This is a genomic window from Bacillus atrophaeus, from assembly GCF_039519175.1.
Lineage (GTDB): Bacteria > Bacillota > Bacilli > Bacillales > Bacillaceae > Bacillus > Bacillus atrophaeus.
The window spans coordinates 501,078-515,130 of sequence record NZ_CP154443.1; the positions used below are offsets into that span (position 1 = coordinate 501,078).

13 protein-coding genes and 1 other RNA gene are annotated in these 14,053 nt (G+C 44.3%); 5 read left to right on the plus strand and 9 right to left on the minus strand.

What is annotated here, in order from left to right; all coding sequences use genetic code 11:
• Positions 1-130: 130 nt before the first annotated feature.
• Positions 131-2,071, minus strand: coding sequence for an FUSC family protein (locus tag AAHT65_RS02675; RefSeq protein ID WP_343310939.1), 1,941 nt, complete (start codon positions 2,069-2,071; stop codon positions 131-133).
• Between the two features lie 279 nt (positions 2,072-2,350).
• Positions 2,351-3,145 carry an SDR family oxidoreductase gene (locus AAHT65_RS02680; RefSeq protein WP_343310940.1) on the minus strand — a complete coding sequence of 265 codons (795 nt, stop codon included), beginning with the start codon at positions 3,143-3,145 and terminating at the stop codon, positions 2,351-2,353.
• 701 nt (positions 3,146-3,846) lie between these two features.
• Here AAHT65_RS02680 and AAHT65_RS02685 point away from each other — a divergent pair.
• Positions 3,847-4,194, plus strand: coding sequence for an Ig-like domain-containing protein (locus AAHT65_RS02685; protein WP_035175287.1), 348 nt, complete (start codon positions 3,847-3,849; stop codon positions 4,192-4,194).
• 840 nt (positions 4,195-5,034) lie between these two features.
• Here AAHT65_RS02685 and ssrA read toward each other — a convergent pair.
• The 6 genes from ssrA to AAHT65_RS02715 all read right to left on the minus strand — a co-directional run bounded on the left by ssrA (position 5,035) and on the right by AAHT65_RS02715 (position 9,990).
• Positions 5,035-5,396: a transfer-messenger RNA gene (gene ssrA, locus AAHT65_RS02690) on the minus strand.
• A gap of 165 nt (positions 5,397-5,561) precedes the next feature.
• Positions 5,562-6,032: an SsrA-binding protein gene (gene smpB / locus AAHT65_RS02695; RefSeq protein WP_003326910.1), complete on the minus strand. Its 471-nt coding sequence runs from the start codon at positions 6,030-6,032 to the stop codon at positions 5,562-5,564.
• Positions 6,033-6,176: 144 nt separating this feature from the next.
• On the minus strand, positions 6,177-8,516 hold the full coding sequence (gene rnr / locus AAHT65_RS02700) for a ribonuclease R (RefSeq protein WP_343310941.1): 2,340 nt from the start codon (positions 8,514-8,516) through the stop codon (positions 6,177-6,179).
• An 18-nt stretch (positions 8,517-8,534) separates the two neighbouring features.
• Positions 8,535-9,275: an alpha/beta hydrolase gene (locus AAHT65_RS02705; protein ID WP_061669255.1), complete on the minus strand. Its 741-nt coding sequence runs from the start codon at positions 9,273-9,275 to the stop codon at positions 8,535-8,537.
• Positions 9,276-9,407: 132 nt separating this feature from the next.
• Positions 9,408-9,638, minus strand: coding sequence for a preprotein translocase subunit SecG (gene secG / locus AAHT65_RS02710; protein ID WP_003326907.1), 231 nt, complete (start codon positions 9,636-9,638; stop codon positions 9,408-9,410).
• A gap of 163 nt (positions 9,639-9,801) precedes the next feature.
• Positions 9,802-9,990, minus strand: a complete 189-nt coding sequence (locus tag AAHT65_RS02715; protein WP_087941799.1) for a helix-turn-helix transcriptional regulator — start codon at positions 9,988-9,990, stop codon at positions 9,802-9,804.
• A gap of 196 nt (positions 9,991-10,186) precedes the next feature.
• Between AAHT65_RS02715 and AAHT65_RS02720 the strand changes: the two genes are divergently transcribed.
• The 4 genes from AAHT65_RS02720 to AAHT65_RS02735 all read left to right on the plus strand — a co-directional run bounded on the left by AAHT65_RS02720 (position 10,187) and on the right by AAHT65_RS02735 (position 13,314).
• On the plus strand, positions 10,187-10,591 hold the full coding sequence (locus AAHT65_RS02720) for a helix-turn-helix domain-containing protein (RefSeq protein WP_010789946.1): 405 nt from the start codon (positions 10,187-10,189) through the stop codon (positions 10,589-10,591).
• A 39-nt stretch (positions 10,592-10,630) separates the two neighbouring features.
• Positions 10,631-11,050, plus strand: a complete 420-nt coding sequence (locus AAHT65_RS02725; RefSeq protein WP_088117979.1) for a helix-turn-helix domain-containing protein — start codon at positions 10,631-10,633, stop codon at positions 11,048-11,050.
• A gap of 99 nt (positions 11,051-11,149) precedes the next feature.
• A complete protein-coding gene (locus tag AAHT65_RS02730) occupies positions 11,150-11,470 on the plus strand; it encodes a winged helix-turn-helix transcriptional regulator (RefSeq protein ID WP_003326903.1) in 321 nt (106 codons plus the stop codon).
• A 143-nt stretch (positions 11,471-11,613) separates the two neighbouring features.
• Entirely contained in the window at positions 11,614-13,314 is a 1,701-nt protein-coding gene (locus AAHT65_RS02735) for a methyl-accepting chemotaxis protein (protein WP_063637999.1), read from the plus strand.
• A gap of 42 nt (positions 13,315-13,356) precedes the next feature.
• On the opposite strand, the gene AAHT65_RS02740 is transcribed toward AAHT65_RS02735, so the two are convergent.
• The gene (locus tag AAHT65_RS02740; protein ID WP_311186908.1) at positions 13,357-14,040 is read right to left on the minus strand and encodes an ABC transporter permease; all 684 of its coding nucleotides are present in this window, start codon (positions 14,038-14,040) and stop codon (positions 13,357-13,359) included.
• Positions 14,041-14,053 lie beyond the last annotated feature (13 nt).

Genomic DNA, 14,053 nt, shown 5'->3' on the forward strand with positions numbered 1-14,053 from the left:
CACACAAGATTAGTATGAAATATGTATGTATTTTTATACTTCTTTATCTTGTAATTATTATAGTTACACCGAAAGGCTTTTGCAAGAATAATACCTCGAAATTAGTATATTTATTTGAACCGCATTGAGCTTAATGCTCATAAGCGGTTCTTAACCCATGATACATTGCCGATAATTCCTCACTGATTCGCGGATAGCTCTCGACGCGCGGCACCTCTGTATCTATCGGCTTCTCTCTTTTCAGAGCAGCTTGCGCCATACTGTCAAACAGCTCTTTCAGGCGATTCAGTTCTTCTTTTGAAACAGGTTTGTGCCGGCGATGGTTTGACGCCGAGATTAAGAAATACCCTAAATGCTGCGCTCCCGCAACCGCCGGCCACAGATTATCTATATTCGTTTTCGGATATTCTCCGAGAGATGTATCAAACAAATCCCTCAGCTTCACCAAACTCACTCTCAGTTTATGGCCATCCGCTTCCTGTCCTGCCTCTTCAAAAGAAAGGAGCTTTTGCAAATACCGGCCCTCTTGCTGAATGACATCACTTAACAATTCCTGCAGCCGATTTGAAGAAAAACGCCTCCACAAAAGCATGGCTCCTAAAAATCCAATTACACTTCCTAAAACGACATCCGTCAGCCGAGCCGTTATAAAATATGAGACAGCGATATCCGCATGCATGCTCTCAGTAATGATCAAGGCGTTTGCCGTCAAAAAAGGCACCGCCAACACGTAGTTGCGGACAATGAACATCTCCAAAAGAAATTGCAGTACGGTCACACATAAAGCGATATACATGCCCTCCGGTTTCAAAAACAAAATCCCGCTGGCTAACATGATGCCAAGCACCGTACCTATTGAGCGCTGAATCGCCCTATGCATCGTAAATACGACTGTCGTGCCAAGCATAACCGCCGCTGAGGAAAGCGGAATCCAATAGGAGCGGTGAAAACCGAGCGCATTGGCAAACAGCGCTGCCGCCGCAAGCACGATTCCGTACTTTAACGCTCGGATCAATACAGGTGAGTGCCAGTCAAAAGCGTTGCGGAGAAAGAAACCCGCCGATTGCACACGGCTTGGCTCTGCGCTTAACGGATCATCAAGCTGATCTGAGGCGGCAAGCAATACCGCATTGATTTCTCCATAGAGCTTTTCATGTGCTTCTGTTTCATGTTTTGATGGCTGCAGCTTGATTTCCGCAGCCACCTTAGAATATCCCAGTAGATCTGCCACATTGCGAATGACGGTAACCATTTCTTCAGTATCGGCTTTCGGCGCCTCAGCGGAAAAGTGAATAATCGCCATAAACATGTCCTCCGCTTTTTGGAGCAGGCGAATCAAGCGTTCCGTATGCCGGGAAGATTTGCGTTTGTTTCCTCTTCCCAACACGGTCAGGCGGGCTGTTCTCAGCATCAGAACCGTCTGGTGCTGCGCGGAGTGAAAATTCGGCGTGCCCACTGCTGAAAGGCAGGCTGCAAGCTGCCGATATGTTTTTTGCAATACCGCGGTCTCCGGTCCATGTCTGTCAAACAGCCAGCCGAGCATTGCTATTATCCACGCAAAAAGCCCCCCTGAAAACGCGAGGCCCGCTCTTAACGGCGCTTCTGAAGGATCGACAGGCAAGCCGGAACTCACCAAAAACGCAAGCACAAAAAACATCGGAGCCGGCCCCTGTATCCCAAATGCGCCGAAGGTAAAAACTGCCGCCGCGCCAATCAGTCCCAGCACTATTGCCATACTCCAAAACGTGCCTGCTAACAGCGTCCCCAATCCAAAGGAAATCGCAAGACCGATCGCGACGAGCAGCAATTTCACCGCACGCTTTGTATACGGTTCCCCCCCGGTGTATAAATAAGCAAAACCGCCAATGCTTGCCGCAAGACCATAATCAACATGGCCGAGCAAAGCGCCGATGAAAATTGGAAAACCTGAAGCAATGCCCGACCCAACCGCCCGTTTCCAAGGCAGAGGATTCGCATTTATACGGAAGACATCCTTTATTCCGTTTGGCACCGGCTGTGCAGGGGCGACTCTTTGTTTTGTTTCATTATCCTTTTCTGAGTACTTATTCATTTACAAAATCCTTTTCTTAACTCGTCGTATTATTGGCTATGTTCCCGTTTATGCGATCTAGTATGCCCAGAAACACTGCCAGATCCTCATCAGACGTATTCTCAAGCAAACCTGCGAATAGAATCTCCATTTTATCAGTGAGAGTCTGCTTTAGCTCTTCACCCGCTTCAGTGAGCACCACTAAAAAAGAGCGCCAACTGCCGTCAAGCAGCAATCTTTCTCCGATAAAGATATAAGCTGGTCAAACCGGTTAAAAGAGAAAGGATGTTTATCTTCTGTTTAAAAAACACTCCGGACTAAGCCGCCATCTATCCGCAGGGCCGATCCATTTATCGCCGAGGAAAGCGGACTGCTTAAATAGGTGACAAAGTGTGCGATTTCTTCCGGGCGGATCAGTCTTTGAATGATAGAAGTCGGCCGGTTTTCTTTCATAAAGCGTTTTTCCGCTTCTTCAATAGTCAGCTTCTCATTCGGATAAAGCGATTGCAGCATAGTTTCCACACCTTCTGTTAACGTAGACCCCGGCATAACGGTATTAACAGTGACATTTGTTCCTTCTGTCAGTTCTGCCAAACTGCGGGAAAGCGAAAGCTGCATAGTTTTTGTTGCGCTATAATGAGGCATTTCCTGAGAAGGCATCACCGCTGCTTCGCTGGCAATAAAAATGACTCTGCCTTCCTTTTGCTCAATCATTTGTTTGAGATATTGCCTTGTGAGGCGGACCCCGCTCATCATGTTTACTTCGAAAAATTGAAACCACTCTTCATCTGTAATATCAAAGTATTCTTTCGGTTCAAAAATGCCCAGGTTATTCACAAGAATATCAACGTGCGGAAACTTCTCAAAAATATCACGACATCCTTTTTCGGTCCCCAAATCGAATGCTGCCGGGTAAAGGACGGCAGCGGGATATTGTTCTTTTATATCATTTATCGTTTCATTCACTTTTTCCTCACGGCGTCCATTTACAATGACAACTGCCCCTTCTGCAATTAATGAAGCGGCAATGGCTTTTCCGATTCCAGAGGTGGAACCTGTAACCAGAGCTGTTTTTCCCTTTACATGAAGATCCATTGACAATCCCTCCGTTTTTAGTCTCACTTTCATGTTTCACTCGTTTTATTTATTTACAAAAACAAGAAGAGTGAAACATTGAAAAATATTTGAGGTTTATCAATATTATGAGAGAACCGCACAGCAATGAAAAGTACGCACTTTAAAGTGATATAGGTACCTTTTGGTGCCTGAAGTATTTTATTATCAGCTTTTTCAAGAAAGCATAACTCCAGCGAAATCGTTAAGCTCTACACCAGAAACAATTACAGTCATCTTTAACATCCAAACAGCGATTATCGGATTCTTCAATTGATGAATGAAAATGTTTAATTTTCCGTTTAAATCCTCCGTACTTCCTGTCAACTTCCCATGAGCTCTCTCCAAAAGTGTTTAGAGCATTCCTATTGCTTCTCAGCGGGCTTTTTTCTTCTGCTTCAAAAAACGGACACTAACCACTGTGCAGTGGTTAGTGTCCGAAGACTTCTCCATCTTGGACTTATTTATTGAGGTTGTGAAATAACCGCGCTGCATCATAGTGAACACCAGCAGCCCCATAAGTACCATAGATAGAATAGTATCGTTTTTCATGAAGCTCAAGCCTGCCAATTAGCACTTTTTAATTTGTTCACAGAATATTAACAAATATTTACAAGGAAAATAATTACAAATGTCTAATATATACTATGCAACACCAAAAAATTTTTAAGGAGTGTTTTAACATGAATTTCAAAAAAACTGTAATTTCGGCACTTTCTATTTCCGCATTAGCTTTGTCGGTTAGCGGAGCAGCATCTGCAAAAGAAATGAACTCATCTCCGGTCCCGAAAGCTAAACCTATTGTTGTCTCTAGCCCAATCAAGGTTCAAGACTATTCGATAACATTAAAGGTCGGAGAGACACAAGACATTTCTAACCCAGTAGCATATTACTATTCATCTGATTCCAGCGGTGTGGCGTCTGTAACACAGGGCGGAGTAGTGAAAGGTGTAAGTAAGGGTAAGGCTACAATTACTTTATTAAAGCAAGATAGGTCTGTTCTTGGTAAGGTATATGTCACAGTACAATAACCTTTAAATGTTTAACGCCGCAAGAAGAGTTGAAAATCAGCGCTTTCTTCTTGTGGCTTGAGCTATATATAGAATAGTACTCTTACTGAGATTCCCTCCATCTTTCACAACTCCTCTTGTGTCTCCGGCATGGTACGATAATCCTGTCACACTATGTTCTTTACACCCACAATGTGCCCATTTGAGGCAAAATTTAAATTTTTATTTAAGAAGAGAAATTTCTCTGATATAACTTTTAAAGAAGCAGTTAACAGTGATTTCACTTGATATAGAGCACTTCGAAAAAAGTCGGCTGTTTATTATTATCCAGAACACCCTCTTTAATCATCTCATCCAAGTTTGGTGATCTAAGCTTGAATCCATCACTCATAAAAAAGTCATGATATATCAAAATAAAATTCTAGATAAGTATGCAAATGATTTCATTAAAAAGTTCACACCACGTTACCAGCTGTATTTAATTTTCCGCTGAGATTTCACAAGACCAAGAACATCATGCTATGGGTTTTTTGAAAGTTTGAGGAATTTACAAAGGCGCGAGAAAATGCGAATTACTCGCATAACGTGGGGTGATGGAGATTTTGAAAACATCATATAGGCATAAAAAAAACGCCAAAAAATTGTGCGCCAGTTTAATCATGATTATTGGGGATTTGGATGATTTTTATTCACGCTTCATCTCAAAAACTGGGACACAGAAAAGTGGATGAAACATTAAATACATACAGCCACCTTTCCCCATCAGCACAGAAGGAAATTGAAGAATTTTATTACAAAAAAGTTACCGCAGTGCCGTCGAAAGCTTTGAAAGCTTTGATAACACTGCGGTCTAGGTCTTATGTATGGAGACGGTGGGAGTCGAACCCACGTCCAGAAACATCGATTACTTAAGCGTCTACGAGCGTAGCCTGCATATTAGGATTTCACTCATCTTCGTGCCTGCGGGCGGGCCTTCCGAGAGCTAGTCTGTCAGTCTCTTCTTACGTTCTCAGACAGGAACGCAAGCGTAGCCTACTTGGATGTGCTCTTCACAGACACATAGGCAATGTCAGGAAGAGCTCGCTGCGCTTATTAGGCAGCTAGTGCTAAGTTTTGGTTAAAACTTTTAGTTTTGCCAGTTATATTTAGGTGCGTGTTAACGAGATCGCCTCTCGGCTCGCGACTCAAGCTCGATCCATCCCTGTCGAATCCGTAACGTCCCCTTGTAAGGGAATACGGGAAAAATATCAAGCTTTTGCTCACTGGCTACATTCATATTATATCATGATCTCAGCCTAATTCAATTGGCAATTATTCCAAAAAGAACTTGCTATCATGATGTGAAATTAGTATAACACAAGGCCGATTTTCGGATCAAGCTTTGCGCTTTAGAAGCCTTTTTGGCTGTCTCTGAACGCTCTTTCAATTTCTCTCTTAGCGTCCTTACGCTTCAGGTCTTCACGCTTATCATAATTTTTCTTCCCTTTTCCAAGGCCAAGCAGCACTTTGGCAAAGCCGTTTTTCAAGTACAGCTTCAGCGGGACAAGCGAATATCCCTTTTCCTTCGTCAGACCGATCAGTTTATTAATTTCCTTTCGGTGCATTAATAACTTTCTTGTCCGCAGAGGATCGTGGTTATAACGGTTTCCCTGTTCGTATGGGCTGATGTGCATATTATGAAGAAACACTTCGCCCCCTTCGATTTTTGCGAAGGAATCCTTTAAGTTGACACGGCCGGCGCGGATGGATTTAATTTCCGTTCCTTGCAGAACAATGCCGGTTTCATATGTTTCTTCTATAAAATAATCGTGATTTGCTTTTTTGTTCTGAGATAATACCTTTCCAGATCCTTTTGGCATGCCCCTAGAACCCCCTCTCTCTAAAGGAAAAACTGTCCATTGTGCGATACGCTCTATTCTAACAAATGAGACGCTTATCGACAATGAAAATGCAGTTTGCGAAAGAAAGCAAACAGAGCCGCCGGCCCTATTTGCTTCTTCGTTTTATTTCTTCTTTTTGCGTTTTTGCTTAGGCGCGTTTTGCAAGCCTCGTTTTTTCTTTTTCTTTTTCGGCTTTGGCTTTGTAAACCATTCCCCTTTTTCCTCCGATGCGGGCGGAGATACAGGTGTATTGGTGTTTAATACGCGCTTTCTGGCCGGCTTTCCGCGTTTTTTCCGGTTATCCGTATCTTTCAGGCGGCGCGGCGTTCCCTTCATACCAACAATTTCAAAGTCGATATTCCGCTCTTCTTTATTGACATCGACAACCTTTACTGTAATCTCGTCGCCGATGCGGTAGACATTACCCGTCCGTTCGCCGATCATGGCAAAATGCTGTTCATCAAAACGATAGTAATCGTCCGTCATAAAGCTGACATGAATGAGCCCTTCAATTGTATTCGGAAGCTCGACGAACATTCCGAAATTGGTTACGGAGCTGATCATCCCGTCAAATTCTTCACCGATCTTATCAAGCATAAATTCCGCTTTTTTCAGATCATCTGTTTCACGTTCTGCATCCACAGCTCTGCGTTCCATTGTCGACGTATGGTCGGCGATTTCCGGCAGGCGCTCAGCCCATTTTTCTCTCGTTGCTTCATCGACTTTTCCATTGATCAAATACGTTCTGATCAATCTATGCACGATCAAATCCGGATAGCGGCGGATCGGCGAGGTGAAATGAGTGTAGAATTCCGTAGACAGCCCGAAGTGCCCAAGGCTTTCCGGATCATATTTCGCCTGCTTCATCGAACGAAGCATAACAGTTGATACAACGGTTTCTTCAGGTCTGTCACGAACTGCGTCAAGAATGCTTTGCAGCGCCCGCGGATGAATATTGCCCGCCGTTCCTTTCACAACATAACCGAATGTAGTGACAAATTCCAAAAACTTTTGCAGTTTTTCAGCATTCGGCTCTTCGTGGATCCGGTAAATAAACGGAACGTTCATCCAATGAAAATGCTCGGCGACCGTTTCATTCGCAACCAGCATAAATTCTTCGATCAGTTTTTCAGCAACCGACCGCTCTCTGATCACGACGTCTTTTGCGGCTCCGTCTTCATCAACCAGCACCTTGGCTTCTTTAAAATCAAAATCTACAGCTCCGCGCTCCATTCGCTTGCCGCGAAGAATTTCGGCGAGTTTCTCCATGTCTTTAAACATAGGAACAAGCTGCTCATACTTTGTTTTCAGCTCTTCATCGTCATCAACAAGGATCTTCTTCACATCTGAATATGTCATTCTCTCTGTCGTTTTGATGACACTCTGGAAGATCTCGTGCTCGACGACTTGTCCCTGCTTGTTGATTGTCATTTCACATGATAGTGTCAGGCGGTCCACCTTCGGATTTAATGAGCAGATGCCGTTTGACAATCTGTGCGGAATCATCGGAATCACCCGGTCGACTAAATAAACGCTCGTTCCTCTTTCCAGCGCCTCTTTATCTATCGGAGAGTTCTCCGTCACATAATGGCTTACGTCGGCAATGTGGACACCAAGCTTATAGTTACCGTTCTCAAGCTTAGTCACTGTCACGGCGTCATCTAAATCCTTCGCATCCGCGCCGTCAATGGTGACAATGATTTGATCGCGCAGGTCGCGGCGGTCCTTCAGATCCTTTTCATCAATTGTATCAGGCGTATTGTTTGCCTGCTCCATCGCTTCTCCTGGGAATTCGCCCGGCAGGCCGTGCTTATGGATAATAGACAGAATATCAATGCCCGGATCATTTTTGTGGCCGAGGATTTCTGTGACTTCTCCTTCAGCGCTCATCCGCCCTTCAGGATAGCTCGTCAGTGTGACAACCACTTTATGTCCTTCCACCGCTCCATGATTGGCATGCTTGGGAATAAAAATGTCACTTGTGATTTTTTTATCGTCCGGAATGACAAAGCCGAAGCTCTTTGTTTCTGTGTAGGTTCCGACGACCCGCTGAATGCTCCGCTCCAAAATACGGATGACGGTTCCTTCTTGCCTTGAACCGCTTGATTGCGAATTGAGACGGACCATGACAATATCGCCGTTCATCGCTGTGTTCAGTTCAGTCGGCGGTATAAACACATCACTTAAAGACGTATCCTCCGGCAGCAAAAAGCCGAACCCTTTCGCATGCGCTGAAAGCTTTCCTTTTATTAAATTCATTTTTTCCGGAAGACCGTAGCGGTCGCTTCTTGTCCTTACGACAAGCCCTTTTTCCTCAAGCGCGACCAAAGCTTTTACCAGCTCTTTATACTCATCGGCATCCGTAATATTCATCATCTCTTCCAATTCTTGAACGGTAAGCGGCTTATATGCCTCTTCCTTCATGAAGGAGAGAAGTTTATCCATAAATGCTTCTTTTTCCATTATCCAACCTCCTGTTTGTTACCAATTCAGCTTTTCTAAAAATTCATACACGTCTTGATGCACGATATCCCGTTCTTTATCCAGAGTAATCACATGGCCGGAATTTTCGTACCATTTCAGCTGCTTATCGTCTGTTTCAACCTCGTTGTAAATGATATTGGCACTTTCAGTATTAATCATATGGTCATGCCGTGCCTGAACAACAAAGGTAGGAGAATAAATCATATCGACATTTTTACGCACATCGGCAATCAGTTCTTGCAGCGCTTGCAGCGTATTCATTGGCGTTTTTTCGAATTCTTTCATTTCCAGCTCAATTTGGTCCGGTTTTTTTCCTTCAAATTTTTTATAATTGCGCGCGTACGAAAGGACTCCTTGATACATGACTTCCTCACTCTTAATATGCATTGGCGCGCACATAGGAACAATTCCCTTTATGGGTACAGTGTAACCCAATTTCAGCGAAAAAACCCCTCCAAGCGACAGCCCGCAAGCGGCAATGCTTTCATATCCTTCCGATTTCAAATATTCATATCCGTCCATGACATTCTTCCACCAGTTTTCAGGACCTGTATGGACCAGTTCTTCGGGAGGAACGCCGTGTCCGTCATATTGAGGGGCGTGGCATGTATAGCCCCTTTCATTGAGAAAACGGCCAAGCATTCTGACATCCGCCGTATTCCCTGTAAAGCCATGCAGCAAAAGCACCGCTTTGTCTCCGCCTTTAAATGTAAATGGTTTTGGTGTCACAACTTTCATGCTCATAACTCCTTTTCTTCTGCACGATCATTTTAGTTTTCCACAATATCATAAGAAACAAACGCCCGGAACGAATTGCCCGAAACGAGAAAAAAGGCCTGACTTCACATCAGACCTTATACAAGAATTGCCCTATAATATATAAGCTAGCGAAATCGTTAAAACGAAAAACAAGGCTGACAGCACAACGGTTATGCGGTGTAGTATTAAATCAAGCCCTCTTGCTTTTTGTTTTCCGAACAGCTGCTCCGCTCCGCCTGAAATAGCACCTGACAAACCGGCGCTTTTACTGGATTGAAGCAATACGACAATAATAAGTGCAATACTGACGATAACCAACAAGGTAATCAAAACTGCGTGCATTCCATACACCTCCAGACTGACTGGCCTACATTATGTTCTATTTTACATGAAAAGCTTGGGCATGTCACGCTGTATTCATACGTATGCTTCCTGCCCTCAGCCGGAAAAAACGCACGCACGATCCCCATCATAAAAAAATAACAGCCGGCATTCCTGTATTCATCTATCGTTGACTTTTGTCAACAAAATCATAGTAAAAAAGGTCTTCAAACCGCATATCAAAATAATACAGCATTTTTCCGATGACCAGCTGTCCCGGCCGTCTTTCTCCATTCAGTACGCGGCTTAGTGTGGCGGGGGAAATTCCGATCTCCAGAGCAAGCTGGTTTAGCGAAAGGTCTTTATTGACCATATATTGCAGCACATAATCTCTTCTAATCTGTATCTTTTCTACCACTTTCCTCACCTACCGTTCTTCAGTAACTTTTTTCTATATATTTAACATACGGCTTTTGTTAACTTTTGTCAATACATTTCCAGTCCAGCTATTCCCTTTAGTCAACAAACATACTAAAATATGAGTAACAGTGAGGGACGGGGTGAACGAAATGGAATTTGGAGAACAATTAAGAACGCTGCGCGAAGAGAGAAAGTTAACAGTCAATCAATTGGCCATCTATTCCGGTGTCAGTGCCGCAGGTATATCCAGAATTGAAAATGGCAAACGCGGTGTGCCGAAACCCGCCACCATTAAAAAGCTGGCCGAAGCCTTAAAGATCCCTTATGAGGATCTCATGAAAAAAGCGGGGTATATCGAGGAAATCCGCGAAGCCCGGGAAACGTACAGCACAAGCTGCAAGCTGATTGAAAAAGCGCAGAGCTATCAATTAGAAGACCTGTCACTTCTCAAAAAGGAGAAATGGAATTATTTATCTAAAGAGGACTTGGTGATGCTGGATAATTATTTCGCCTTTTTATCAGATGAAGCGAAAAAACGCATTGATAACGAGTAAACGCAAACCATCCCACACAGAAAAAGCGAGGTGAGAATAGTGACCGCGTTCGGAGAGCAATTAAGAGCGCTTCGTAAGGCACGCCATTTAACAGTCAACCAGCTGGCTATTTACTCCGGCGTCAGCTCGGCGACGATTTCGAGAATCGAAAACGGCAAACGGGGAATTCCTAAGCCTGCGACAATCAGAAAACTGGCGGATACGCTAAAGATGCCATACGAAAACCTGATGGCGGCCGCAGGGCATATCACTCCCTTTCCGGATGAAATCCGCGAAGCGCCTGAAGGCTATCAATCCATCTATTCCATATACCAGACGGCTGTTGCCAATAGAGCTGAGCACCTTTCCCTTTTCGACTGTAAAAAATGGCAGTATTTCTCCAGACAAGATCTTGAAAACCTGAGTAAATACTTTGATTTTTTAGCCGCTGAAGCAAAAAACCGCATCTCTTCTTCTTAATCATTCAGTTTTTCCCGCTTATTCCCTTCATTTTAACAAGCGCCATACGTACGTTCCCTCGTTATTTGCGTTATAATAGCTTTAGACGAGGTGAAAAGTATGAACCAATCAGAAATGTGCCCTAGATTTGAGAAAGCCGTCGACATCTTGAGTAAACGCTGGGTCGCCTTAATCGTCTTTCAACTATTAAATGGACAGCAGCGGTTTAGTGAAATTGAAGCAGCACTGCCAAATCTAAGCGGCAGAGTTCTATCAGAAAGGCTGAAAGAACTTGAGCTTGAAGGAGTGGTCAAACGGGATGTCATTCCGGTAACTCCTGTTCGTATAGAATATTCTTTAACAGAAAAGGGAAACGCGTTAGCTCCCATTCTTAGTGAAATTTCTAAATGGTCTTCTGAATGGATTGACCCCTCCTTATAACATTTGCGAAAAACGGCAATCTTCTGCCTTCAGAGGATATGCCGTTTTTCTTTTTTCATCTTTTATTGATAATGTCCTGTGAAAAATGCGAGCGTCAGCCGATATATACATTAATCAAATTACTTTTAAAGGAGATCACCTAGATGCGGTTAACGATTTCTCGCAAATTCAGTCTTGTTTTTATATCCCTGATGGTCATTATGCTGCTTGTTGGCGGTTTGGGAGGCCTAAACATGCAGCATATCATCAAAAAAACAGATGAAATCAATACAAAATGGATAGATGGAATCAAAGAGATTACGACGATTAACTACCTGACCGAACACCTTTCAGCCCAAGAGAAGGATTTTCTGATCTATAAGGATAAAGAGAAAATGGACTCCCTTGAAAAGAAAATGGGAACAACGCTTAATGAGGTCAATGATAAGCTTGAGCTGTATGAAAAAACCATCTCAAGCTCCAAAGAACGAGAAATCTATGAAAAGCTGACAAACGAGGTCAAAACCTATTCTGACATCCACTCGCAAATCATTGAGAGCGGTCGGACAAATGATATAGACAAAGCAAGAGGATTACTGGTTCAAACTGAAGCCAACTTTGAGGATATGAAAAAATCAATCAGCCAGCTGGTCAATTTGAATAAAGAGGGCAGCAATTCTGCAGTGAAGGAAACCGACGACATTTACCATAAAGGGCTGATATTAACGGCATTGCTTCTGGCGGCCGCCATTGTGATCAGCGTCCTGTTTTGGGTCTATATTAATCGAAAAATCGCAAAACCAATCATTCACATGAGGCAGGCGGCAAATGAAATTGCCGGAGGAGATCTTTCGAATGATATTGAGGGCTTAACCTCCAAAGATGAAATCGGGGATTTGAATGAAGCCCTTCAAAAAATGGTGGGAAATCTAAGAGATATTGTCGGATACTCCAAAGACATCTCAACTCGTGTTCTCACATCTTCACAAGTCTTAACCGCGGCAACAAATGAATCAAGATCAGGCAGCCAGCATATTACAGAAACGATGAATGAAATGGCGGAGGGCTCCGAGCAGCAGGCTCAGGACGCCGTTACCATCGCCGAGTCGATGAATGAATTCACAGATAGCATTGATCAGGCTTATCATCACGGAATGACCATCAGCAGCACCTCGCAAAATGTTCTTGAACTGGCGGTCAGCGGAAATGAAAATATGGATACATCATTAAAACAAATGCAGTCCATTCATCACATTGTCCAAGAAGCTGTTCATAAAGTAAGGGCACTTGAACAGCACTCCCAAGATATAAACAAGCTTGTTCAAGTGATCAACGGCATCGCGGAGCAGACGAACTTATTATCGTTAAACGCCGCGATTGAAGCCGCCCGCGCAGGAGAAAGCGGCAAGGGCTTCGCCGTGGTGGCCGAGGAAGTGAGGAAGCTGGCAGACGGCGTTTCCGGCTCGGTTCAGGACATCACCCGGATTGTCAACGGAACCCAGAAGGATATCCACGGTGCGATCCAATACTTGGAGAGCAGTTATACCGAAGTAGAAAAAGGAACTCAGCATTTATCTGAAACCGGCCAGGCCATGCATAATATCAAGCAATCCATCACACTTGTGGCCGGCAGTATAAAAGAAGTAACAGACGGATTGAAGCACTTAACTGACCAATCCATTACGATCAATCAGTCAATTGAAAATATCGCTTCCGTGTCCGAAGAATCAGCAGCCGGCATTGAAGAAACATTCTCGGTTACAGAGCAATCCAGCCATTCGATGGACCACATCTTATCGAATGCGGAAGAGCTGGAAAAACTGGCCGAGGAGCTGAATGAACGGATGAATCGGTTTACAATTTAATAAACATCAAAAATGCCCCCTCATGTCGTGAGGGGCATTTTTTTATGCAGCCGGCTGCGCACCTTTCGGCTGCACCCTTTTTTTCTTTTTCACAGGGCTGAGCGCGCGTTCCAGCCATGCCATTAACAGATCGGCAGCCACCGCCATCACGGCTGTCGGTATCGCGCCTGCCAGAATAATCGCGGTTCCGTTTGTCGCGTTTGAGCCCCTGACGATCATATCGCCGAGACCGCCCGCGCCGACGAATGTTCCGATCGCCGTAATGCCGATGGCAATGACAAGCGCCGTGCGGAGGCCCGCCATGATGACCGAAAGCGCCAGAGGAAGCTCCACCATGCGGAGCACCTGAAATTTCGTCATGCCCATCGCTTTTCCTGATTCCAGGTACGCGTGCTCAATGCTGACAATGCCTGTGTACGTGTTTCGGATAATCGGCAAAAGCGAATATAGGAATAAAGACAAGATCACCGTATTGGCGCCAAGCCCCATGACAAGCATCAAGACGGCGAGCATGGCGAGCGCGGGAACCGTCTGGATCACATTCGTTACGGCAAACACCCAGCCTGAAACGCGCCGATACCGTGCGATGAAAATTCCGACTGGAATGCCAATGATCGCCGCAAACAACACGCCGTACGCCGACATCAGAAAGTGCCGGTAAAATTCATACATGACGTAGCCTCCATTTTGTGAATAGTACGCCATCAGCTGTTCTAGCACATTCACTTGATGCATCCCC

Excerpts from the sequence above, each read along its gene's own strand:
- rnr (WP_343310941.1), bottom strand. The coding sequence starts at position 8,516 with ATGGAAAAAGAAGCATTTATGGATAAACTTCTCTCCTTCATGAAGGAA.
- AAHT65_RS02735 (WP_063637999.1), top strand. The coding sequence starts at position 11,614 with ATGCGGTTAACGATTTCTCGCAAATTCAGTCTTGTTTTTATATCCCTG.
- smpB (WP_003326910.1), bottom strand. The coding sequence starts at position 6,032 with ATGCCAAAAGGATCTGGAAAGGTATTATCTCAGAACAAAAAAGCAAAT.
- secG (WP_003326907.1), bottom strand. The coding sequence starts at position 9,638 with ATGCACGCAGTTTTGATTACCTTGTTGGTTATCGTCAGTATTGCACTT.
- AAHT65_RS02705 (WP_061669255.1), bottom strand. The coding sequence starts at position 9,275 with ATGAAAGTTGTGACACCAAAACCATTTACATTTAAAGGCGGAGACAAA.
- AAHT65_RS02675 (WP_343310939.1), bottom strand. The coding sequence starts at position 2,071 with ATGAATAAGTACTCAGAAAAGGATAATGAAACAAAACAAAGAGTCGCC.
- AAHT65_RS02730 (WP_003326903.1), top strand. The coding sequence starts at position 11,150 with ATGAACCAATCAGAAATGTGCCCTAGATTTGAGAAAGCCGTCGACATC.
- AAHT65_RS02715 (WP_087941799.1), bottom strand. The coding sequence starts at position 9,990 with ATGGTCAATAAAGACCTTTCGCTAAACCAGCTTGCTCTGGAGATCGGA.
- AAHT65_RS02720 (WP_010789946.1), top strand. The coding sequence starts at position 10,187 with ATGGAATTTGGAGAACAATTAAGAACGCTGCGCGAAGAGAGAAAGTTA.
- AAHT65_RS02680 (WP_343310940.1), bottom strand. The coding sequence starts at position 3,145 with ATGGATCTTCATGTAAAGGGAAAAACAGCTCTGGTTACAGGTTCCACC.
- AAHT65_RS02685 (WP_035175287.1), top strand. The coding sequence starts at position 3,847 with ATGAATTTCAAAAAAACTGTAATTTCGGCACTTTCTATTTCCGCATTA.